The organism is Pseudomonas oplopanacis (assembly GCF_057128725.1).
This window is the reverse complement of record NZ_JBSKHV010000001.1, coordinates 384405-407066: the sequence shown is the minus strand read 5'-3', so window position 1 is coordinate 407066 and position 22662 is coordinate 384405. Positions and strand designations below refer to the sequence as shown.

The 22662-nt window shown below is 54.6% G+C and carries 16 protein-coding genes and 1 pseudogene; 1 reads left to right on the top strand and 16 read right to left on the bottom strand.

The window, feature by feature from the left end:
• Positions 1-272: 272 nt before the first annotated feature.
• The 13 genes and pseudogenes from ACWKV5_RS01965 to ACWKV5_RS01905 all read right to left on the bottom strand — a co-directional run bounded on the left by ACWKV5_RS01965 (position 273) and on the right by ACWKV5_RS01905 (position 17539).
• Positions 273-455: an HNH/endonuclease VII fold putative polymorphic toxin gene (locus ACWKV5_RS01965; RefSeq protein ID WP_483840312.1), complete on the bottom strand. Its 183-nt coding sequence runs from the start codon at positions 453-455 to the stop codon at positions 273-275.
• Positions 456-670: 215 nt separating this feature from the next.
• Positions 671-805, bottom strand: a pseudogene (locus tag ACWKV5_RS01960) (RHS repeat-associated core domain-containing protein); the annotation flags it as partial.
• A gap of 88 nt (positions 806-893) precedes the next feature.
• The gene (locus tag ACWKV5_RS01955) at positions 894-1196 is read right to left on the bottom strand and encodes a hypothetical protein (RefSeq protein ID WP_483839927.1); all 303 of its coding nucleotides are present in this window, start codon (positions 1194-1196) and stop codon (positions 894-896) included.
• A 152-nt stretch (positions 1197-1348) separates the two neighbouring features.
• Positions 1349-1717, bottom strand: a complete 369-nt coding sequence (locus ACWKV5_RS01950; RefSeq protein WP_483839926.1) for a hypothetical protein — start codon at positions 1715-1717, stop codon at positions 1349-1351.
• Between the two features lie 5 nt (positions 1718-1722).
• Positions 1723-6582, bottom strand: a complete 4860-nt coding sequence (locus ACWKV5_RS01945; RefSeq protein WP_483839925.1) for an RHS repeat-associated core domain-containing protein — start codon at positions 6580-6582, stop codon at positions 1723-1725.
• Complete coding sequence (locus tag ACWKV5_RS01940; protein ID WP_483839924.1) at positions 6579-7322, bottom strand: DUF4123 domain-containing protein; 744 nt, start codon at positions 7320-7322, stop codon at positions 6579-6581. Before ACWKV5_RS01940 ends, ACWKV5_RS01945 begins: the two co-directional genes overlap by 4 nt.
• A gap of 24 nt (positions 7323-7346) precedes the next feature.
• Positions 7347-8111, bottom strand: a complete 765-nt coding sequence (locus ACWKV5_RS01935; protein ID WP_483839923.1) for a hypothetical protein — start codon at positions 8109-8111, stop codon at positions 7347-7349.
• Positions 8112-8412: 301 nt separating this feature from the next.
• Positions 8413-8703, bottom strand: a complete 291-nt coding sequence (locus tag ACWKV5_RS01930) for a hypothetical protein (RefSeq protein WP_483839922.1) — start codon at positions 8701-8703, stop codon at positions 8413-8415.
• Between the two features lie 75 nt (positions 8704-8778).
• Positions 8779-9420 carry a hypothetical protein gene (locus ACWKV5_RS01925; protein ID WP_483839921.1) on the bottom strand — a complete coding sequence of 214 codons (642 nt, stop codon included), beginning with the start codon at positions 9418-9420 and terminating at the stop codon, positions 8779-8781.
• A gap of 2 nt (positions 9421-9422) precedes the next feature.
• The gene (locus tag ACWKV5_RS01920; RefSeq protein WP_483839920.1) at positions 9423-14123 is read right to left on the bottom strand and encodes an RHS repeat-associated core domain-containing protein; all 4701 of its coding nucleotides are present in this window, start codon (positions 14121-14123) and stop codon (positions 9423-9425) included.
• Entirely contained in the window at positions 14123-14905 is a 783-nt protein-coding gene (locus ACWKV5_RS01915) for a DUF4123 domain-containing protein (protein ID WP_483839919.1), read from the bottom strand. Before ACWKV5_RS01915 ends, ACWKV5_RS01920 begins: the two co-directional genes overlap by 1 nt.
• Positions 14850-16892, bottom strand: a complete 2043-nt coding sequence (locus ACWKV5_RS01910) for a type VI secretion system Vgr family protein (RefSeq protein WP_483839918.1) — start codon at positions 16890-16892, stop codon at positions 14850-14852. Before ACWKV5_RS01910 ends, ACWKV5_RS01915 begins: the two co-directional genes overlap by 56 nt.
• A 131-nt stretch (positions 16893-17023) precedes the next feature.
• Positions 17024-17539: an Hcp family type VI secretion system effector gene (locus ACWKV5_RS01905; RefSeq protein WP_054051032.1), complete on the bottom strand. Its 516-nt coding sequence runs from the start codon at positions 17537-17539 to the stop codon at positions 17024-17026.
• A 415-nt stretch (positions 17540-17954) separates the two neighbouring features.
• On the opposite strand from ACWKV5_RS01905, the gene ACWKV5_RS01900 reads away from it, so the two are divergent.
• Positions 17955-18632: a type 1 glutamine amidotransferase domain-containing protein gene (locus ACWKV5_RS01900; RefSeq protein WP_483839917.1), complete on the top strand. Its 678-nt coding sequence runs from the start codon at positions 17955-17957 to the stop codon at positions 18630-18632.
• 49 nt (positions 18633-18681) lie between these two features.
• Here the strand turns inward: ACWKV5_RS01900 and hglS are convergent, their stop codons facing one another.
• The 3 genes from hglS to ACWKV5_RS01885 form a co-directional block, all read right to left on the bottom strand.
• The gene (hglS, locus tag ACWKV5_RS01895) at positions 18682-20067 is read right to left on the bottom strand and encodes a 2-oxoadipate dioxygenase/decarboxylase HglS (RefSeq protein WP_483839916.1); all 1386 of its coding nucleotides are present in this window, start codon (positions 20065-20067) and stop codon (positions 18682-18684) included.
• A 118-nt stretch (positions 20068-20185) separates the two neighbouring features.
• Positions 20186-21133: an alpha/beta fold hydrolase gene (locus tag ACWKV5_RS01890; protein ID WP_123434594.1), complete on the bottom strand. Its 948-nt coding sequence runs from the start codon at positions 21131-21133 to the stop codon at positions 20186-20188.
• 22 nt (positions 21134-21155) lie between these two features.
• Positions 21156-22610, bottom strand: coding sequence for a flavin-containing monooxygenase (locus ACWKV5_RS01885; protein WP_483839915.1), 1455 nt, complete (start codon positions 22608-22610; stop codon positions 21156-21158).
• Positions 22611-22662: the final 52 nt, after the last annotated feature.

Genomic DNA, 22662 nt, shown 5'->3' with positions numbered 1-22662 from the left:
GATTATGTCCGCCGAGTTTAGGTCTTTGGATATTTCTTTTCGTAGGAGTAACTCTTGAACCTTGTATTGCTCAAGAGAGTGGCCTGTCGTTCGCCATTTCATTGTTATTGGCCAATTAAGGAGTAAAGCTTCTGCCAGCTTCTGCCAATTCGTCCAAATGTCGGAAATAGATTTATCAAGTATTGAAAAGGTCGTGAAGTCGGGAGCGGTAGTGCGCGCAGGTTGCTCCCATAATTTTATTCCTGATTCACAAATATATAACGAATTCATAGTTAGTCTTTTTTAAAGTATGTGTGTGAATCTTCTCCAGCCGCAAGCGGCGCCTTTGTTCCTTTTGTTCCGGTAACCTCAGTATTGAAATGAGGACCTTCATTTCCTTTTACATGGCCAAGCGAGTGGTCTCGTATTGTTGCAGTCTTGCCATTCGCTAGCTGAAACTCATAAACACGACCCAGTACATAGCCTTCTTAGTCGGTTAGTTTTTCCTTGAATGTTCTTGATTGCTGCTGGGAGCGAGGTATGCCTCGAATTTCTTTTGCCTGTCTAAATGCTGCTTTTTTCGTAAGAGTACTTTGATAACCCTTAGGTGGTTCAACGTCACCGTTCGCTACCTTGGAACTACTTGTGTCATCTGCCTTTTTACTAATACCATTTTTTTATCTTCAAGGCAGCTTAAACCTATCGGATCCACCCACCCCGTAGGGTTAGGCACGTACTGGTAGTTATTCAACCCACCCGCAAGCTTTATCGGGTCCGGCGTCAGGTACCGCCCAGTCCCCGGATTGTAGTAGCGATGCCGGTTGTAACGTCGAAAATAAATCTGTCCCCTTTGCTTCTCTTTGCTTCTCTTTGCTTCTCAGATTTTTCAGATTTTTCATGTTGTTTTGTTGATATCACGTTTCCAGCTTCTCCAAAGCAATGGAGATTACTTCGTGGAGCTCTCCCCAGTTCTTTGCTTTATCGCTGAAAATAGGGTGCTCCCAGTCGTATGCTTTAATTAGAGAAACTATAAAGGTGCCGTTTTGACAGAATTCGGGATGCCAGCCTATATCGAGAATTTGATTCTGACGGAAGATGGCTTGAAATAGGTCCTCTTTTAGGTTATCGATAATCACTGATGTGTCAAGAGACTGATTGAGGTGTGATAGATCATCAAGTGTGATTATTCCACCGAGTGCAATTATTTTTTTGTCCATTTGGTTTTCTTGGTTGTGAGCTTTTTAAATGAGCCTTTGGGAAATCCGTCCCCTTTGTTCGCCTTTGTTCGCCTTTGTTCCCTTTGTTTTCTTTGTTTTCTTTCTGATAGGGCTGGAATTAGGGGCGGTAGGGTTTTTTTGAGTTGCGCTTTTTACCAAAGATCAATTCGTGCGCAATCGAATTCGATTAAATCTCCAGCTCTTATCCCTCCAGGTAAATAGTCCTCGATGGTTAAATTTATTCTTCCGACTGCAATTAATTGTTCCGAAACATCTACCACTCTAGCGATGACTTTTCTTGATAGTCCTGTTCCTTCGTTACCGAAAATTCCTAAGGCCGTATCGCCCTCGCAGAGCATCGCATTTTTAATTGAAAAAACATGCAGCGGTTCTTTAATTGTGTCTCCAATATTTGCATTGCATGGTTGGGAAAAAGCGATGCAAGTAAATTCCCCATCGCTTATTTCAACCTCTGCCTCTTCCGCAGTTTTGGATATCCACTTGATATTTTTTACAATCATATTCGTCACTTTGTTGGTGTTAAACCATAAGGAGATTTCCATCCGATATGTGGATCTGGTCCCATCGTATCGGTCTTGACTGATTTAGGCTGCGCCTTCCATCCTAAGCTTGGTGCTTTGGTTTCAAAAAATGAGATGGGTTTTAGGTGCATTGTAGTAATTTCCCCCGTTACCCTGTCGACGCCAACAAGTAATCCTTTTGCACTGCCTACTCCTCCCGGGATTGCGACAAAAGCGTTCAGTTCTGGAGCAAATGTTCCATTGCGAATGACCGAGTTGGCATCAGCTACATATTGCTCAAGAGTGTATTTGTCGTCGCCTAGACTTTGCCCAATTTCCTCGCCATGCTTCTCAAAGTGACGTGTGTCTTCTCCTGGCTTAAATTTTCTGTCCGCAATCGGCGGAGGCGGTGTTCCATCTTCTACCTTAGCTGCGTCCTCAGGCTTCTTCGATGATCCAGAATTACCATCTTTTCCACCTGGACACTCACTATGACCTAGTGGATCCACCCACCCAGTAGGGTTAGTCACGTACTGGTAGTTATTCAACCCACCCGCAAGCTTGATCGGATCCGGCGTCAGAAACCGCCCGGTCCCCGGATTGTAGTAGCGATGGCGGTTGTAGTGTAAGCCCGTCTCCGCATCGAAGTACTGCCCCTGAAACCGCAACGGGTTGTCAATTTCGGCGACATCGAGTGCAACGAGATTGCCATAAGCGCGATATTTCGCCGACCACATGATCTCGCCGCTGTAGTCCGTGAGCTCCTGCGGCGTACCCAGATGATCGAGCTGATAGTAAAACGGCGTCGCCTTCAGTGGACCTTCGCCATCCAGCATCACCAGCGGACGGAAACTACCCGGTTCATAAACGTAAGTGCGATAACGGTTGTCAGCGCTTTCGGCGATCAGGCGTTCACCTTGCCACAAAAATTCGGTGGTGCTGCCGTCGACGATTTTTTTGATGCGTCGGCCGAACGCGTCGTATTTATAGGACGCGACGCTACCCCCCGGGAGGCTGACACCAATCAAACGGTGCTGGCAGTCATAGCGGTATTCAGTGACGAGTTTCTGCCCGGTGCCGCGACGTTCGCGGGTCAGGTTGCCGTAGGCGTCGTAGTCGTAGTGGCGGTCGCCCTGCATCAGCAGGCGGTTGCCTTTGACGTTGGCCAGGTTTGCGCTGGCTTGGTCGCCTTGGCCCAGCAAGTTGCCCGCAGGGTCGTGGGCGAAGCTTTCCGGGGTGCTGCCACGGACATTGATCAGCCGGTCGAGTGGGTCGTAGTGGTAGCTGCGATGGCCTTTGCGGCTGTCGTCGATGCCGGCGAGGTTGCCGTTGGCGTCGTAAGCGTAGCGGCGGCGGAACAGGTTTCGATCTTTTTGACTGACGCTGTGTGCTTGCAGACGGCCTTGTTCGTCGTACTGGTATTGGCTGAGCAGCAGGCCTTGCTGGCGCTGAAGTTCCTGACCGGCGCTGAACTGATGCGTGGTCAGGCGTGAGCCGTTGAGGTCGATGCTGCTCAGTTGGCCGCCGCGCTGATGGCGATAATCGAGCTTGCTGCCGTCCGGGAGGCGGCAGTGGCTGAGCTGTCCAACGCTGTCGTACTCGTAGCGCAGGGTGCCCCAGCCTTGGTGTTCGGTGATCAAGCGGTCTTGCAGATCGTATTCATACGCCAGCGGCCAGTTGCCGTCGTCGACGTTGACCAGACGGCCAAGGGCGTCATAGCTGTAATGGATTTCCTCGCCATTGGCCAGGGTTTTGACCAGTAAGCGGCCAGCAGCGTCGCGCTGATATTCAGTGACAAGTTCACTGCCATCGTCGCCGAACTCGGTTTTCTTCAGCAGTTGGCCGTTGAGGTCGTATTCATAGGCGGTGCGGCGCCCGTCGAAACCGGTTTCCTGCTGGATCAGGCCGTTGGCGTGGTAGTCGAGGTGGTAGTGCTCGCCGCGTTCGTTCTCGATCTCTGTCAGCAGCAATCTCGAGTTGTCGTAGCGATAACGCAACTGGCTGCCGTCCGGATTGATCCGGCGGCTGACCAGGTGCAGACCATCGGCGTATTCGTAACGCGTCACGCGGCCCAGCTCATCGCGCTCTGCGGTGACGCGACCGTATGGGTTGTAAGTGAACGCACGGCTGGCGCCGCCGGGCAGGGTGACTTGCGTCAGGCGGCTGACGGCATCCCATTGATAGTGGGTGATCGCGCCGGTTTCTTCCTGGCGAGTAATCTGCCGACCCAGTGCGTCGTAGCGATACTTGCGCTGGCCGCCGTCGGGCAGGCGTTCTTCCAGCAATTGACCGAGGTTGTTCCAGCCCAGTTGGTGACGGCTGCCGTCAGGATGACGGATTTCCAGCAGGCGACCCTGACGGTCGTAGCTGTAGTGAGTTTCGTTACCGTGGGGGTCTGTTTGCTGGGTGATATCGCCTTGACGGTTGCGCTCGTACTTCCAGCGAGCTCTGCCGCGTTGCACATCGATGAGTTGGCCATCGAAGTAGTTGTAGCGAGTCGGTTCATCTTCTGGTGGGACAACCGCAATCAAACGTCCGGCGTCGTTGTATTGGTATTCGGTGACGGCGCCCAGCGCGTCCTTTTCAGCGATCAGGCGACCTTCGTCGTCATACGCTCTTTGCGTTTGCGCTCCGTCGGGGGCGGTCTCGTTGATAAGTCGCGCATTTTCGTCATGCACGTAAACCTGCTCGCTGCCATCGGCGTTAAGCACGCTCACCGTGCCCTTGTCGTCCCACACATAACGCGCTTCCAGTTGCGAATAACTGGCCCAGTGGCGGACACAGCGCGCCAATTTGCCTTCGCGTTCCCAATCCCAGTAGAAGCTGGCGCCACCCGCCAGTTGACGTTCGAGAATGACGTGCTGATCGTTGTAGCGATAGTGCTCGCGCTCACCGGCAGCGTTGGTGGCACTGACGAGTTGATTGCGTTCGTTGTAGTGATAGGTGACCAGGGTTTGCACGGTTTGCCATGGATCCTGGCGCCCACCGCGATCATCGTACTCGGCACGTTGCTGCTGGTAGTCGACTGCCGAGATATGGCGATCGTCATAGCGCAGTAACAAGGCACGGCCAGCACCGTTGTCGATGCGCTGAATGCGCCCAACCAAGTCATAGCTGATGTGCAACTGGTTTTCGTAGGCATCACTGATGGTATTCAGACGCCCGGCACGGAAGTGGTAAAACCGTGTTTTTGGGCCGGCTTGAGTCAGGATCAGTTCACCTGGGGCGTCACCAAGATAAATCGCCGCTTCGGCCAGGCTGTTGGTGATCGCCGGACGTTGTTCGGTCGGCATCGGGAAGCGGGTCTGACGGTTTTCATTGTCAGTCCACAGCACGCCTTCATCGTCCAGTTTCAGGCGATGGGACAGTGAATGGCTCCAGCCATAGCCGAGACGACTGTCGATTTCGACCGCACTGCTGCGATAAAGACGCGTCCATTCCAGCGGCAAGAGACCACCGAGTTCACCATCGGTGAGCGTCAGCAATTCCTCACCGGTTACCATCGACACAGGGTCGCGGTCGGTACATGTTTTTTTTGTGCATTGTGCGGGTTTGTCAGCGGGGGTTTTCGATTGGTCGGGAGCGTTGTCGACAGGCTCTTTTTGTTCGATACGAGTGGTGTTGTCTTTCTTTCCGCGTGCATGGATCTGCGCGTCGGTCTCCACCTTGCCGCCTGTAACCTTTGGCTTTTTGTTCGGCGCTGTGGCCGTGGTTGCGGGTTTGGGGGCAGCAATTTCGACGCTTGCTTTGCGTGCCTGATTGACCGCTGAATTGCCGTTGAGCAGTAACGGCCTGGCAGCTTCAGTGTGGACCGCAGCGTTCTTGCCGCTGGTTTTCATCAGCATGCCGGTGAAGTCTTCGATCAGTTTCAGCACCTTGCCACTGTTTTGCGTGGCTTTCAGCGCCTTGGTGCCGACACGTACTGCCAAGCCGAGACCACCGGTCATTACAACGCCGACCAGAATGTTCAGCAGGACTTCGGTGGTCAGTTGAGACAGCACTTCCGTGCAGGTCTGCGGAGGCAGCATTTTGACCCACGCCACGATTGCGGCCATGTAGATCCACATCAATGGCTCGTCACTGGCGATCAACAGGGCGGTATGAATCGCTTCCGCCGAGGCGTTGTAGATGCGCTTGATTTCTTCCTCGGTGAAGAACTTCTTGAGCTTTTCATAATTCTCCCGAGGATGCGCAACCAGGTCGTAGAGGCTTTTGATATCGCCCCACAAACCCATGATCGCTTTCATAAAGCCTTTCCACTCGGCTTCCAGGTCTTGCATGACACGGCCAGCCATGGACGCGTTGTTATGTTCCTGCCACAACGGCAAAAAGTCGGTGGTCCACTGGGTTTGTAGCCAGCCGCTCAGATCGCCGATAACGCCCTGATAGGAATTGAACAGCGTGTCGATCTGCGCTGGGGTAGGGTTGGGGAAAAACGTGATTTTGTATTGTTGGTTCGGTGTGAGATTCGCAACTTCAAGAATCCCACTAGGACCAATCGTTGCGGTGATCGCCTGACCTATTTCATTTTTACCGAACAGCTTGCCATCGGCCACAGGTGCCAATCGAACCGGTGTATTACCGATAGGGACAAAGCGCGCAGACTCGAAACTGTGTACCAGTTTGAGCTTGCCATTGGCTGGGCAGTTTGCGTAAAGGTCGACTTGCTCTTTGCTGTCTTTGTCCTGAGTACCGACTTCGTCCCCGACCTGAAATTGTTGTTCCGCATCCAAGGCACCGCCATACCAGGCTTCGGCATGGCTGCGGTAGTCAGCAATACACTTCTTGAAATCACTGATGATGACCTGAGCGTCTGGTTGTTTTGCTGTGAGGTTCCCGACAATGGAACCCATTAAAATGCTCATACGGTCACCTCATTTTCCAAGTAGGACTTCAGCAGCCCTGTGTAGTTTTCTTCCGTGAGTGGGGTGCGTTTTACAAAGCGCGCCACTTTTTGCTGCAGGTTGGATTCTGGGACCGAGAAATACAGCTCGGCGTGATCCTCCTTCAGCCACTGCATCATGTTGCCGATCACGGTGGATGGGTTTTTCGTTGTGAGGCCATCGAGCAACCCCTTCGGCACCTCCCACCAAGGCCAATTCTTCGCCTTCGGCACCACCCTCGGCCCAACCTCCAACCGCTTCCCATTAATCAGATACCGATCAAACACCGGCAGCACTTCCCCCGCCGCATCGCCGAGCCCTTCCAGAATCGGAAAAATATGCCGCCCATCCCAGAACCGAAAAAACACCTCAGTCCCATCAGGCATGCGCACTTGGGTCAGGCTGCGAAGGTGTTCGAACACCATCTCCGGTGCGCTGGTTGAAACCGCCAGCCAACCCCAGTCCTGCGCGTCTGTTTCGGCAATCCACGGTAGAAAACCGGAGTTGGGTTTCAGCTCGACAAGGTAGGGCATGACCTGTTGCCAGCCCGCGTAGGGGGTTCCGCCCCAGATTGGGGTGGCCTGAGTTGTTGGCTCATTCTGATAAAGCGTCTTGAGCGCATCGGCATCGCTGGCGGCGCTGACGATCAGATACAGGTGTTCGCCCGTTTGCAGCGGGCACTCGGATAACCAGGCCTGAGGGGAAATGCTTTCAGATGTCACAACTGTCGTCCTTGATGAGCGAATCTAAAAACTCATATCCGCTTCAATATTTTCTTCGTAAGTCGAGAGCAGCGTTTCAACGCTTTTGTTTCCGGAGTATTTCTCCTTCAACTGCTTCAGCTGCTGATCGGTACCTTTGCAATATTTGTTTATATCGCTGATGACACGATCGAGATTCCTCGGGTCGGCAGGGTCCGGCTCAGGAATATCGCCACGCAGAGAGTCACAGTTGTCTCTACTTTTGATGTAGCGGGAGACGTCTGTCGGTACGGAGCTTTGACGTTCCGTTTCGCAAGATTGATAGGTTGGCTCTACGTCGTACCCGAGACTTAAATACAAATGACCATTCAAGCGTCCATTTTTTCTTGAGTAAAGATGAACGCCTTCTTGGCTTAAGCATGTGCTGATTATTGTTGCTTGTCCCTTGGCTTCCACCGCTGACACACCGTGTTCGCTTACATTTTTACCCACCACGGCTATACCGATAAAAGGCTCCTTGTATTGAATGTCGAGCCCGTAGATGTGCATGTCGGCTTCGTTGAGCAAATCGCTTACATCACCTGGTTGCTGTTTTTCCCCATTTGATTTTGTTGATTTGCAGCAAGCGACGGCTCCGTTGGGTTTAGGGAACTGTACTGAAATGGATTTGTTGCTAGAAATTTCCTGAGTTGTATATAAATAAGACTTTCCGTCCGGACTGCTTTTAACGAATCCAAACTCTGCGTTCTCAGCAAGTACCGACGTGGGAAGTGTCGTTGAAATTATGAGCAGGACGTGTTTGATGTTCATCAGTTGGCCAGTGTGGGTAATATTGCGTTTTGCGAGATTACTGCAGGCTCAGTATTTTGTGGCTGCGTGGTCGTGCCGTTGCGGTCGGGCGATGGGTGGGGGGAACAGGTGTAAACCTATTTTAGGATTAAAAAATCCGTGAAAATAAATCCGTCCCCTTTTTTGGTCTTAGCTAAATCAATTGCTGAATTCGTATGAAAAATAAATATGTCTCCTCTCTTTGTCCGCATAAGTGCTGAACACTTGATCCGATCCGCCCATGAGCCAGATGAGCGTTTCCGAATTCGGTTCGTTGATCTGGTTAGGGTTTCCAGAACTCAATGTTTTCCATGTCTCTTTCTATGTCGTCCATTTCATCAGGACCAAGTGTATTATCGAATCCCTCGCTTAGTATTCGTCGCACCTTGGCAAGCTTTTGTGTGATTTTTTCGTTGTCTATAAATTCGGTTGTCACGCGTTGGTAGTCTACTAAAGGTTTGTCGCTATAATAGCTGCCCATTTTGTGTAGAGATATTAGGATGAATTCTATCTCTGCTAATGCTTCTAGAGCAGATTCTCCGGGTATCATGATTTTTTTGTTAGAGTCTTGCATTATTTTCTCCTCCTGAAAAGGGGACGGATTTATTTTCGTTCGCTAAAAATAAATCCGTCCCCTTTATTTTGCCCTTTAATTATTCTTTTTATTTTGTATGTATGTTCGATACCCGCCATCCCAATTGCTGGGCATGTGAGAGTTGCTGAGGTTGATATCAAACAGTTTTCCGGTGAATGTGTTTTTTATGGTTTCCATCTTGGTGTTCAATATTTTTACTTCATGTCTGAAATTGGCATAATTTTCAGTGTAAATACAATCTTCTAGTGAGAATGTAACTGTGATTTTTCGCGGCGAAACGATAGATAAATTTAAAAGTAAATCAGGGTTGGACGTTAGTCTACCACCAATATCGTAGATTTTATCTCCGTCGCACAAATCTTCTCCCCACGAATTATGAAGTATTCTTTTGTTTTTCTCATCAATCAAGGAAAGTAGTGATTCGTAGCTTTTTAGTTGTTCGAACGTAATGGTGGCGCACTTTACAATAAGTAAGCCATCCTCTGTAAATTTCTTCGTGAATGCAGGTGGTGCTTGTTTGCTGATAGCATCTGTTACGGGTTCGTCGATCAGGTTTAGGACGAAATTAAGAAGTCTAAAAGATAGTTTTTCATGAAAATTTGTTGTTGGTTTTATGTCTATGTAACTTGTTAGTCCGCCTGCATTATCATAGTCGATCGCACCAAATGCTTCAGATACATCAAGAATTATGTTCATTTTTATTTTGCTCTTTCTATTACGATTCTGTCGAGTTCACTTGAGGCAATGTTTTCACCACCTATGGTCTTGAATCCTGCTGGGGATACTTTGTCCCTTGTAACGACTTTGAAGCCAAGTAGCTCTATCTTTTTGATGGCTTTTTTCAAGTAACCATTGGACTTTGAGCTTCCTGTCATGGTTATTTGCCCATCCGGAGATAGGGCTTCAAGAATTTTTGGATTCAAAGGGTCGTATCCATAAGGGTTGTCAATATTTATGTGGCTTTGAGAACCCGGTTTGACACCCGCTAATTCGGTCGCATCACCGGCATGCACTCCCGGAGCCTTAGGATCTATGTCCATATTATAGTAGCCTTCAAGCGGGTTGGTTCCTGCACCTATGTTTAGTGAACCATTAGAATCTGCTGGTTTATCTAAAAATCCCACAGATTTTCCAGGCTTACACCCATCCCCGCCCGGGCATTCGTTCAACCCTAATGGATCAACCCACCCTGTAGGGTTCGAAACGTACTGGTAGTTATTCAACCCACCCGCAAGCTTGATCGGATCAGGCGTCAGAAACCGCCCGGTCCCCGGATTGTAGTAGCGATGCCGGTTGTAGTGTAAACCCGTCTCGGCGTCGAAGTACTGACCTTGAAAACGCAACGGATTGTCGATTTCGGCGATGTCGAGGCTGGCAAGGTTGCCATACGCCCGGTATTTCGCTGACCACATGATCTCACCGCTATAGTCGGTGAGTTCTTGAGGAGTGCCCAAGTGGTCGAGTTGATAGTAGAACGGCGTCGCTTTCAGCGGGCCTTCGCCATCGAGCATGGCCAATGGGCGGAAGCTGCCTGGTTCGTAGACGTAAGTGCGATAGCGATTGTCGGCGCTTTCCGCAATCAGGCGTTCGCCTTGCCACATAAACTCGGTGGTTTGACCATCGACGGTCTTGGCGATACGGCGGCCGAAGGCGTCGTACTTGTAACTAGCGATGCTGCCGCCGGGCAGGCTGGCGCCGATAAGGCGATGCTGGCAGTCGTAGCGATACTCGGTAACGAGTTTCTGCCCGGTGCCGCGGCGCTCGCGGCTCAGATTGCCGTGAGCGTCGTAGTCATAGTGACGGTCGCCCTGCATCAACAGGCGGTTACCTTTGACGTTGGCCAGGTTTGCGGCTTGCTGATCACCTTGGCCTAGCAGGTTGCCCGCCGGGTCGTGGGCGAAGCTTTCCGGGGTGGTGCCACGGACGTTGATCAGGCGGTCGAGCGGATCATAGTGGTAATCGAGCTTACCTTTGCGGCTGTCGTCGATGCTGGCAAGGTTGCCATTCGCGTTGTAGGCATAGCGGCGGCGGAACAGGTTTCGCTCTTGTTGGCTGACGGTATGCGCCTGCAATCGGCCTTGGTCGTCGTATTGATATTGGCTGAGGAGCAGGCCTTGTTGGCGTTGTTGTTCGCGGCCGGCACTGAATTGGTGAGTCGTCAGGCGCGAACCGTTGAGGTCGATGCTGCTCAGACGGCCACCAGGTTGGTGGCGGTAGTCGAGTTTGCTGCCGTCGGGAAGGCGGCAGTGGCTCAGGTTTCCTTGTTTGTCGTACTCATAGCGCAGCGTGCCCCAACCTTGGTGTTCGGTGACGAGGCGGTTTTGCAGGTCGTACTCGTAGGCGAGGGGCCAGTTGCCGTCGTCGACGTTCACGAGGTTGCCGTGAGCGTCGTAGCTGTAGTGAATCTCTTCACCGTCAGGCAGGGTTTTTACCAGCAGGCGACCAGCCGAGTCGCGTTGGTACTCAGTGACTAGCTCGCTGTCGTCGTCGCCTAATTCAGTTTTCTTCAGCAGTTGGCCGTTAAGGTCATATTCGTAAGCAGTACGCCGACCGTCGAAGCCGGTTTCCTGCTGGATCAGACCATTTGCGTAGTAGTCAAGGTGATACAGCTCGCCGCGTTCGTTTTCGATGTCGCTGAGCAACAGACGCGGGTTGTCATAGCGATAGCGCAGTTGGCTACCGTCCGGGTTGATACGGCGGCTGACCAGGTGCAGTCCATCGGCATACTCATAACGGGTGATGCGACCCAACTCATCGCGTTCAGCGGTTACACGACCGTACGGATTGTAGGTAAACGCGCGAGTGGCGCCGCCTGGTAGGGTGATTTGTGCCAGGCGGTTGGCAGCATCCCATTGGTATTGTGTGACGCCTCTTTCGTCCTGGCGGGTGATCTGTCTGCCCAGTGCGTCGTAGCGATACTTGCGCTGACCGCCGTCCGGCAGTTGCTCTTCGATCAACTCGCCCAGATTGTTCCAGCCCAAATTATGGCGACTGCCGTCGGGGTGACGGATCTGCAGCAAACGGCCTTGTCCGTCGTAGCTGTACTGAGTGACGTTACCGTCAGGATCTGTTTGTTGGGTGATGTCACCTTGGATATTTCGCTGGTATCTCCAGATTGATTCGTCACGCCGGACGAGTGTTACAAAACCGTTGCTGTATTCGTATTGGGTCGGCGCGTCTTCTGGCGGAATGACTGCTTCCAGGCGTCCTGCTTCGTCGTACTGAAACTCTGTGATCGCTCCCAGTGGGTCTTTCTCGGCAATCAACCGACCTTTGTCGTCGTATGCTTTGAGATGTTCGGCACCGTCCGGCTCGACTTTGCTGATCAGTCGGGCTTGATCGTCGTGGGTGTAGATTTCCTCACTGCCGTCGGCATTGGTAACGGTGACGCTACCTTTGTCATCCCAGACGTAACGGGCGTCCATCTGCGAAAAGTTCGCCCAGTGATGGATGCAGCGTGACGATTTTCCTTCGTTTTCCCACTCCCAGAAGAAGCTGGCACCACCGGCCAGTTGTCGTTCAAGAATGACGTGCTTTTCATCGTAGGCGTATCGCTCGCTCTCACCGGCGGCATTCTTCGCTTCAACCAAGTGATGTTGTTCGTCATAGCGATAACTAACTAATGTCTGGATGGTGCTCCATGCATCTTCCAGATTGTCTGCCGGGCTGAACTGCTGGTAATCGATGCCAACTATATGTTTGCGGTCGTAACGCAACAGCAAGGCACGACCGGAACCGTTATCCACACGCTTGATACGCCCATGAATGTCACGAGTGATGTGCAGGCGGTTGCCGTATTTGCCGCTGACAGCAATTAGCGTGGCGCCCTTGATGTTGTAGCGGAAGTGGTAGAACAGCGTTTGATCGCCAGCCTGGGACAGAATCAGTTCAGATGGATCGTCACCAATGTAAATAGCCGCTTTGGACAAGCTATTGGTGATGGCTGGGCGTTGTTCGCTCGGGAGGGGAAAGGTCGTTACGCGGTTTTCATGATCCGTCCAGACAACCTCGTCGTTGTTTATCTCCACTCGCTGCGCGAGTGCATGGCTCCAGCCATAGCCCAAGCCGCAATCGATTTCCGCAGCACTGGTGCGATAAAGTCGAGTCCATTCAAATGGAAGGAGGCCATTGAGTTGACCATCGGTGAGTGTGAGTAACTCTTCGCCGGTGACCATCGAAACCGGGCAGCCGTTTACGCAGGTTTCACGGGTGCACGCGACATTTTTGTCATCGTGGTTGGTTGATTGCTTGGAGTTGTCGTCCAAATGTTCCGAGGTATGTACTTTAGCGTGGTCCTGCCTGCCCCAACCAATCTTGACCTTGCCTTTTTCAAAGGCCCCAACCGCTGAACGGGCGGCCACCTTCTTGTATTTATCGATAGCCTCCATAAAGGCTTTCAGGATATTGAAGACGGACTTGATGAAGCCGGTTACAGCTTCAAGAATTCTTGCGCCGTAGTTCGCCAGGCGCACGCCCAAATAGGCAATACCTGAGCCTGCAACCGCATACGTCAGCACCAGGGCCAGCACGAGGTCGATGAGAATGGTTACCAGAATGCTGGAAGCCTGCTTAGAGAACTCACCCGCAACTACGCTAGGCGGTAACTCAATAAGCCAGATAGCTGCAGTTTTCAGCAGTAAAAATAAGGCCGCCTGATCACTCGCCAGCAGCATGAGCCTTTCCATGGCCGCCGGTGTTTCTTTCGCGAGTTTGATCAGGTCAGTGGCACTTTGACCCAGCTCTTCTGCATATTTTTGAGGGTCCTTCAGAATCTCGAATATGCGTTTCAAGCCATCAAACGCGCCTTTGATGGCTTCCCATGTACCAATGGCAGAGCCATTGAGCTGCGCAAGGTAAGTTGTCGATAAGGTCTGGGTGGGCCATAGCGGCCTATAGTTTCTCCACTCAGCTTCCAGCCATGTTTGCAGTTGCTGGGTCAAACCGTCGTAGGAGTCGAAAAGTGCGGTGACCTGTTCTTTTGTAACCTTGCTCTGGACGCGAACGTAATATTTTTTCCCCGGTGTCCCTTTGTAAACGCCTTTACCTTCGTCATTCAGCAAGACAGGAACGGCCTCACCACCGTCTACCGGGGTTACTTCGACAGTGATATTGCCAACCGGAACGTCATGAAGTGATACGAATTTGCTTTCGATCAATAGCAAGCGGTTTGCCGGACACTCCGCGACAGTAGACGAAAACTCGTTATCGCCGGTGCTGACTGTCGCGCTTGCACTACCGAGCTTAACGGTCCTGTTCATTCCAAATAAGGCTGGTCTGTCAAAGAACTGAGGACCTTTATCCACCCACTGGGCGAAATTGCTTTCGGTCAGTTCACGATAAAGCTTCAGACTGTCCTTGAAGGTGGCCAGTTGGTCATCAATAAAGGCAACGCGATCCATCAGCCTTGCTCCAGAATCAGGTGGTTTAACAGTGCTTCATTCAGGTTTTTCGGAGCATCGGGCCGGCGCACGAAACGTGCGATTTTCAGCTTCAGGTTGCTCTCGGGATAAGCGGTGTAGATGTCTGGTCGTTCCGTCTCCAGCCACTGCATCAGGTTGCCGACCAGCGTTGACGGATTCTTCTTGGCCAGGCCATCCAGCAACCCCTTCGGCACTTCCCACCAAGGCCAATCCTTCGCCTTCGGCACCGCCCTCGGCCCAACCTCCAGCCGCTTCCCATTAATCAGATACCGCTCAAACACCGGCAGCACTTCACCCGCCGCATCGCCTAACCCTTCCAGAATCGGGTAGATATGCCGCCCATCCCAGAACCGAAAAAACACCTCAGTCCCATCGGGCATGCGCACTTGGGTCAGGCTGCGAAGGTGTTCGAACACCACCTCGGGTGTGCTGGTTGAAACCGCCAGCCAACCCCAGTCCTGAGCGTCCGTTTCGGCAATCCACGGTAGAAAACCGGAGTTGGGTTTCAGCTCGACGAGGTAGGGCATGACCTGTTGCCAGCCCGCGTAGGGAGTTCCGCCCCAGATTGGGGTGGCCTGGGTTGTCGGTTCATTCTGATAAAGCGTCTTGAGCGCATCGGCGTCGCTGGCGGCGCTGACGATCAAATAAAGACGTTCATTGGTCTGCAACGGTCGTTCAGCCAACCACGCCTGAGGAGTCAAAAGATCAGCTCGCACAAACACCTGCCTTGCATTTTTCACACTCTTCACAAAACGGCGCATTACGTTTGAGCGTGTTGACCTGAGCCGGAGTCAGCACCGCACCCGCCTTGTCAGCATCAGCCTGTTTCAACACACCCGGCATCAACGGCGCAGCCCCGGTCCCGCTGCCTGGACTCCCCCCGGAGTTCATGTTGATCACCGGCCCGCTCAGGGTCACGCCGCTGGCATCGATCTTGATGAAGCTGCCGCCACCCTTGAGCGTCAGTTCGCTCCCGGCTTCGAGCACGACTTTCATGCCGCTGCTCAGGTGGATTTCCTGGCCGGCTTCGATGAATTGCCCGGTGCCAATCTTGATGTGCTGGTTTGCGCCGACGGTCAGGTGGTCATTGGCGCGTGCTTCGACTTTGCGGTCGGCGTACACCGTGTGGTGTTCTTCGGCTTTGAATTCGCTGTAGCTGTTTTGCTCGACGGTGTCGTGGCGTTCGTTGCCGACGCGGATTTTCTGGTCGTGCTCGACGTTTTCGTCCCAGTCGCGCTGGGCGTGCAGGAAGATTTGTTCCTGGCCCTTTTTGTCTTCGATGCGCAGTTCGTTGAAACCGCCGCCACCGGGGGAGCTCAGGGTCTTGAAGGTGCTGCGGGTCTTGTTCGCCGGGAGCGGATACGGGACGACGTTTTCCTTGTGGTACAGGCAGCCGCTGATCAGCGGTTGGTCGGGGTCGCCTTCGAGGAAGGTGACGAGCACTTCCATGCCGATGCGCGGGATGGCGATGCCGCCGTAGTGGGCGCCGGCCCAGGCGGAAGAGACGCGCAGCCAGCAACTGGTCTTGTCATCGGCCTGGCCTTCGCGGTCCCAGTGGAATTGCACTTTGACGCGACCGTATTCGTCGCAGTGGATCTCTTCACCTTTCGGGCCGGTGACCACGGCGCTTTGGCTGCCGAGGATTCGTGGCTTGGGATGCTGCAGTGGCGGGCGATTCGGCACGTCCCACGGGGTGGCCTGGAAGCGGTTGCGGTATCCCTGGTGGAAATCGCCCTTAAGGTTGGTCGTGTGGCTGGTGACCGATTCTTCCAGCACTTGCGGCTGTTTGCCTTCGTGGAGGATTTCGGTGAGCAGCCACAGGTCGTTCCATTTGGCTTTCGGGTGTTGGGTCAGGGCCAGGAAATGACCGCTGACCAGTATCGGCTGATCGCTTTTGCCTTCGGCGAGCTGGAAGTCGCTGCGGTGACGTTCGAGGGCGCGTTTGGCCAGGTGCTTGCCGCGTTCGCGGTCGAGGAAGCGACCGGGGTAGTCGTAGTCTTCGAGGTCGGGCAGGGCGTCGCCACGGTTTTCGCTTTCGAGGGTGATGCGCGGTTTTTCGAAGTCGTAGTCGCGGCGGGTGGTGCGGCTGGTGCGGGTTTCCAGGCGCAGGTCGAAGCGCTTGATCACCGGGTCGTTGGCGACCATGCCGGAGTCTTGCTGGTAGGCCACGGGTGCGAGTTTCGGGAACACCGTCTGGTCATCGCCGAACACCAGTTTGTGGGCCGTGGCGCTGTGCTGGAAGTGGTAATGGATACCTTCTTCCTCGCACAGGCGCTGGATGAACTGCAGGTCCGATTCATCGTATTGAACGCAGTAGATGCGCTCAGGATAAATCGCCCCGACTTTGAATTCGTAGGCGTTGCTCTGGATACCGTGCTCTTCGAGGACCTTGCCGATGATTTTCGGCACGCTGAGGTTCTGGAAGATGCGTTGGTTGATGCGGTGCGCGAGGTAGGACAGTTGCGGACGCAGGGTCACCGCGTAGCGGGTCAGGCGTTTGCCGGAATCACCCTGGGCGGCGCGGTAGATCTGGCCGTGAATGCCGCTGCCGTCCGGCGAGAGCTGCAGGAAGGCCGGTTTGTGCAGCAGGGTTTCGAGGTCCAGGGACGGCTGTTCACTGACCAGCTCCACCTCAAACACGAACGGTTGGCTGATCGCCTCCCGACCTTGCAAGGACAGCACCTGCAAATCGCTGGATAGACCTTCAATGGTCAGGGCAAAGTGAGTCTGATTGGCCGGCGCGAACATCCCTTGTTCCTCGTGCAGTGCTGCGGCGTGCGCCAATGGCCGAAAAGGCCTCGGCAGACGCAAAAATTCTGGAAGGGCGAAAACAACATCGACCAGCAGAGCTGGCCGATGCTTGAGACGGTCGGCCTGATTTAGGCGACCGGCTGACGCCAGTCATCGGAACCCGAAGTACCGGATACTTCGTGGGTCCAGGTGATTTTGCGGTAGGTGAACTGCACTTCTTCCAGGTGCGTGAAGTGCGAGTTCGACGGGTCCTGGCAGTTGTGCATTTTGTTGTTGATGGCGACGATGATGGCGTCTTCCAGTTTGGTGGTGTAGTAGTGCTCTTGGGTACCTTGAGCCGAAGTGCGGTACCACTGGATAACGATTTCGCTCATGCGCTCGCCGGAAGTCAGAGCGGCTTGCAGCAGTGGCGAGGCTTTGTCGTAGACCTTGGTGATAACCACTGGCTTGTGAACGCGCTGACCAGTTGGCTGGCCGGATTGCGGGTCACGCGGGATGATCACGTCATGGCTGAAAGCCTGAACCATGACCTGGTCTTCGTGGCCTTCCTGGTAGGTGTTGCCAACCGAATCGGCGGTGAACGCGCCGGCGGTGATCAGACCTTGTTTTTCGCCAGTGACGGACATGTACGCTGGTGTAGCCATGGGTGTGCTCCTTGCTGAAAATTGAGGGTGCCCGGGAGGCGTGTATCGCCCGGTGGGTGCCTGACTGTTATCAAGGTCCGTGCCACAAACGGTTAACGTTATATAAATCAGTGGGTTGAGCCTGTTTTATAACGAAGAAAAAGATTTTCATCCCGAAGCCCAGAGGAATGTGCGCAAGAACTTGCACACCACTGCGCAACTTCTTGCGCACTCGGCTGGAAGGCCTGGCAGGCCGGGCGATCAGCAGCAAGGCAGGACATTTCTGAAGGATGAGTGCGCAACTTCTTGCGCATAACGGCCTTGCGCCACCCGTCAACGGCACCTGACATCCGGTGCAACGAATGGACCGGCCGCAGGGTCCATAAACACAGCGCCGTCGAGCGTCCGAACAACCCTGAAACGGAGTGAGAACGACATGAAAATCCTGATGGTTTTAACGTCCCACGATCAATTGGGTGATACCGGCAAGAAAACCGGCTTCTGGCTGGAAGAATTCGCCGCTCCGTATTTCGCCTTCAAGGACGCCGGTGCACAACTGACCCTGGCTTCGCCCAAGGGTGGCCAACCGCCGCTGGACCCGAAAAGCGATGAGCCTGACTTTCAAACCGAAGCCACCCATCGTTTCCGCAAAGATTCCGCAGCCCAGTCGGCGCTGGCGTCTACGGCGGTGTTGAACACGGTTAGACCGGAAGATTACGACGCCGTGTTTTATCCCGGTGGTCATGGTCCGCTGTGGGATTTGGCCGAAGACAGTTATTCGATTGCGCTGATCGAGGCGTTTATCAAGGCCGGCAAACCGGTCGCAGCGGTCTGTCATGCGCCGGGTGTGTTGCGTCACGTCAAAGGCGCGGATGGCCAGCCGTTGGTAAAAGGCAAGCGCGTGACCGGGTTTACCAACTCGGAGGAAGAAGCGGTGCAACTGACAAAGGTCGTGCCGTTTCTGGTGGAAGACATGCTGAAGGAGAAGGGCGGGATTTATTCCAAGGGTGATGACTGGGCGAGCTATGTGGTTGAGGACGGGTTGCTGATCACTGGTCAGAACCCGGCGTCATCGCAGGCCGGCGCCGAAGCATTGTTGGCGAAGCTCCGCTAAACCTGTAGCAGCTGGCGCAGGCGCGCCAGCTGCTACATGGGGGTGTCTCTCAGATCGCATGCCCCAACGTGGCATAGCACTCTTCAACCGAGCGCCGCTGCGTCTCGGCATACAACCCCAGCTCATCAATCGTCTGTCGTCCCAGCGCCTGTTCAAACGCTTGCTGATTCGAATGCACGCCATAGTGGGTTTGCGCCGCGTCCCCCAGGTTCGACTGGAAAATCCCCGCCGCACTCACCGGCAGAAAATCCTCATACACCAGCGGTTCGACCCGCAGATACCCGCCGTCAAGCAAATCCTCCAGCGACAACGATTCCAGCTCCTTCGCCGCCAGGCCTTTTTCCGTCACGAAGTAGCGAAAGTACGCCAGTTCCTGTCGGCGCATGCCTTCGTACGTGTCAGGGAATTCGCCAAAGTGCTGCGTCATCAGCGCGTTGTAGCGTGCGGCATTGCCTTCATTGGGGAAGTCTTTCAACTCGTCCCGAGCGGCGTTGAGCAAACGGTCGTACAACGCCCGTCCCTTGGGTGTCAGCGCGGCGCCACGTTGCTCGATTTCGCCGAAGCGCGCGCTGTGACTGCCACGGGTTTGCGCTTGATCGGTGAACGCAACCGGCTCATCCAGCGCCTTGAAACTGGTCTGGCGCAACAGGATCGGGCACTGCCGACGGGGTGGGCCTTCGACGACCGCTTTAGGGGTGATGCCGTGGGCGGGCATCTGCGCCTGGACGATGTCGATGTCCAGCGTGCGCGGGGTCAGGTGGTTGATGTGCGGGCCTTTGAAGGCCACGACGTCGGCGATCAGGCGATGCTGATTGCTGAGTTTCTGGTATTGCTCGGCGGTGACGGTGGCGCTGTGGTGCCAGCGGAAGGTTTCCAGCGCCTGTTCGACGAACTGCTGCGCTTCTTGTTCGGTCAGGCCGCCCTCGGTTTCCGCACGTTCGATCAGGGTCAGCGCTGTCGGGGTAAAGATCTGGCGCTTGTCCAGCACCGACTGGGCGAAGGCGCGCAGTCCCAGGTCTTCGATCAGTTCCAGGCGCAGCAGCGAGGTGAATACGCGGAAAGGGCTGACCTGCAAGGCGTCTTCATGCACCGCGCGAAACGCCGTGGAATGCACCGGCACACCGGCCGGGGTCAGATCGTAATAACCCACCGGTTGCATGCCCATCACGGCGAACAAACGGGCGAGGGTGGCCAGTTCTGCGGCAGTGCCGACGCGGATTGCACCGTGACGCTCCAGGTCCAGCCGTTCGATTTCGCCAGTGCTGTTCAACTGACGGGCGATCTGCGGGTCGTTGTCCAGTACGTATTGGTTGGTCTGCTCCACCAACTCCATGAGTGCGCCGTACAGCGGCACTTCTTCGCGGTACATGTCGGACATCGCTTTGGAGAAGCGCTGGCGGATCAGGTCAGGGCTGACGAAGGGTGACTGGCTCATGAAGGAAATTCCCGGCGCGGTGACGTAAAGGATGTGCGAAAAGATCGCAGCCTTCAGCGGCGCCGACAAACGAAGAATCTTACGAACTTCATTCTCCCCAGGACTGCATCCCCGGTGGTTACAGGTGCGAGCGGCTTTCGGTGCGCAGCGATCCCAGGAATTCGCGATACAGTCGGGCGGTATTGGCCGGCTGTTCGACCATCGGCATGTGCCCGATGTGGTCCCAGATATGCACCCGCAGATCGACGATGCCTTTGCTCCATACGGCCACGCTGCTGACGTCGATCAAACGGTCCTTGTGCCCCCACAGCAACAGCGCCGGGCATTTGATGTCGGCCAGTTTGGGTTCCATTGGCGGGCTGGCGCGGAAGTCGTTGAAGATTTCTTCCAGTTCATCACGGCTTTGCTCGTAGCGCTGGGCGACGGCGTCCAGCACCACGCCGGGCACCCATGGCGGTTCGGCCATGGTCATGGCGTAGAAGCGCCGAAACTCTTCGCGCGAGTGAATCAGAAAAGGGTTGTGCCCCTTGGCCAGGTGCCGCTCCAGATCACTGGCCTCCGGCGCGGTGACCCCGGCCGGGTCAATCAGCGCCACAGAGGCGATCCGGTCGGGGTAGGTGGCCGCCAGCCACGCCGCGATGTAGCCGCCCATCGAGTTGCCGATCACATGCACCTTCTCGACCCCGCAGACGTCGAGCAGCTGGATCATCCGCTTGGCCTGCAAAGGAATGTCATAGCCCCCACCGGCCTTGAAGCCGGTTTCGCCATGGCCGGCAATGTCTGGAATGATTACCCGATGCGTGCCGACAAAGTGCCGGGCGAAGCGCAGCCACAGGTTTTTGTCGGCGCTGTAGCCGTGCAGCATCAGCACACTGCTGGACGCCTCATAGGGCCCGCCTTGCCAGGTAGAGACGGTCATTTCGTTGATCGGCACGACGATCTTGTGCAGCCGATACAGCTTGGCCTCGATCGCCATGTTCCAGTCGTACAGCCAATAACCGATGGTCGGGTAGCTCAACCAGCTCCAGGCCACGATAACCGCGATAATGACGACCAATAGAAGCATCGGATGACTTCCTTAAACGTGATCAGGACAAGATGTGGTCAGCGGGTTTCAAGGCCCGGGTCAATCGGTGATAGCTGAAACTAAACCCCGGAAACATGGCGATCACATGACCGCTCTTGCTTTGATACCAGCTGTGACAGCCTCCAGACTTCCAAACGGTGCGCTCCATTTCCCTGTGGATCATTTCAGTGTAGGTACGTTCCGCTTCGGGGCGTACTTCAATGCTGCGTAAACCCTGCGCTTTTAACGTACGGATGCAGTCGAGGATGTAATTCATCTGCGATTCGATGATAAACAGCGCCGAGGTGTGGCCAATGCCGGTGTTGGGCCCGGTGACGATAAACAGGTTCGGGAAGTCCGGCAGGCTGGTGCCGAGGTAGGCCCGCGGGTACTGCGCCCAGACATCTTTGAGCCGGGTGCCGTGTTTGCCGGTGACGGGGTAGGAAATCACCCCGTCGGTGGCGTCGTAACCGGTGGACCAGACGATCAGGTCGAGGTCGATGTGCTGGCCGTCCTGAGTGACGATGCCGGTTTCATCAATGCAAGCGATGCCCTGTTCGCGACTGTGCAACGTCACGTTCGGGCGGCTCAGCGCCGGGTAGTAGGTGCTGGAGACCAGCACGCGTTTGCAGCCGATGGTGAAGTCCGGTGTCAGTTTTCGGCGTAATTCGGGGTCCGGCACCTGGCGCTTGAGGAAGCGCAGGGCCTGCTGCTGAACCAGGCGGATCGCCGGTTTCGAGTATTTGAAGGCAATTACCCGGGTTTCGAACTGCCAGTAGATCATCCAGCGCAGCAGTTTGTAGGCCGGTTTCAGGCCCAGCAGCCATCGCTGGAAAGGGCCAAACGCGCGGTCAGCCCTCGGCAATACCCAGTGCGGCGTGCGCTGGAACACATGCAGCTGCGCGACATCAGGGGCAATCGCGGGAATGACCTGCGCGGCGCTGGCACCGCTGCCGACGACGGCCACGCGTTTTTGCCGGTAATCGTAGGAATGGTCCCAGTTGTTGGTGTGAAAGGTCTTGCCCTGAAAGCGTTCCACGCCTTCAAAGTGCGGGACGACCGGTTGGCTCAACGGCCCTGTCGCGTTAATCAGAAACTGCGCGTAAAACGTGCCTTTGCTGCCGGTGTGCACGGCCCAGCGTTTGTTGGTGTCATCCCATTCGATGCCTTCGACATTGGCTTGCAGTTCGACCTTGTCGCGCAGGCCGAAGTGTTCCACCACGTGCTGGGTGTAGCGGTGCAGCTCCGCCTGTTCGGCGAACATTTGCGTCCAGCGATAGGGCGCAAAGGACAGCGAATAAAGGGGCGAGGGCACATCCACTGCAGCGCCGGGGTAGGTGTTCTGGCACCAGGTGCCGCCAAAAAAGTCCCGCCGCTCCAGCAAGCGAAAATCGTCGATGCCGGCCTTGAGCAAATTGATCGCCGCGCACTGACCGCCAAAACCGCTGCCAATGATCAACACCTGAAAAGTCTGCATGGGTCTCCTTTTTTAGAGTTATTGATTGAACCCTCCCTTCATGTATAGCCAA

What these genes read in the sequence shown, in the direction of transcription:
- ACWKV5_RS01905 (WP_054051032.1), bottom strand. Translation starts at nt 17,539, where the DNA reads ATGGCTACACCAGCGTACATGTCCGTCACTGGCGAAAAACAAGGTCTG.
- ACWKV5_RS01915 (WP_483839919.1), bottom strand. Translation starts at nt 14,905, where the DNA reads ATGCGCCGTTTTGTGAAGAGTGTGAAAAATGCAAGGCAGGTGTTTGTG.
- ACWKV5_RS01890 (WP_123434594.1), bottom strand. Translation starts at nt 21,133, where the DNA reads ATGCTTCTATTGGTCGTCATTATCGCGGTTATCGTGGCCTGGAGCTGG.
- ACWKV5_RS01935 (WP_483839923.1), bottom strand. Translation starts at nt 8,111, where the DNA reads ATGAACATCAAACACGTCCTGCTCATAATTTCAACGACACTTCCCACG.
- ACWKV5_RS01925 (WP_483839921.1), bottom strand. Translation starts at nt 9,420, where the DNA reads ATGAACATAATTCTTGATGTATCTGAAGCATTTGGTGCGATCGACTAT.
- ACWKV5_RS01920 (WP_483839920.1), bottom strand. Translation starts at nt 14,123, where the DNA reads ATGGATCGCGTTGCCTTTATTGATGACCAACTGGCCACCTTCAAGGAC.
- ACWKV5_RS01945 (WP_483839925.1), bottom strand. Translation starts at nt 6,582, where the DNA reads ATGAGCATTTTAATGGGTTCCATTGTCGGGAACCTCACAGCAAAACAA.
- ACWKV5_RS01885 (WP_483839915.1), bottom strand. Translation starts at nt 22,610, where the DNA reads ATGCAGACTTTTCAGGTGTTGATCATTGGCAGCGGTTTTGGCGGTCAG.
- ACWKV5_RS01950 (WP_483839926.1), bottom strand. Translation starts at nt 1,717, where the DNA reads ATGATTGTAAAAAATATCAAGTGGATATCCAAAACTGCGGAAGAGGCA.
- ACWKV5_RS01900 (WP_483839917.1), top strand. Translation starts at nt 17,955, where the DNA reads ATGAAAATCCTGATGGTTTTAACGTCCCACGATCAATTGGGTGATACC.
- ACWKV5_RS01910 (WP_483839918.1), bottom strand. Translation starts at nt 16,892, where the DNA reads ATGTTCGCGCCGGCCAATCAGACTCACTTTGCCCTGACCATTGAAGGT.
- hglS (WP_483839916.1), bottom strand. Translation starts at nt 20,067, where the DNA reads ATGAGCCAGTCACCCTTCGTCAGCCCTGACCTGATCCGCCAGCGCTTC.
- ACWKV5_RS01955 (WP_483839927.1), bottom strand. Translation starts at nt 1,196, where the DNA reads ATGGACAAAAAAATAATTGCACTCGGTGGAATAATCACACTTGATGAT.
- ACWKV5_RS01930 (WP_483839922.1), bottom strand. Translation starts at nt 8,703, where the DNA reads ATGCAAGACTCTAACAAAAAAATCATGATACCCGGAGAATCTGCTCTA.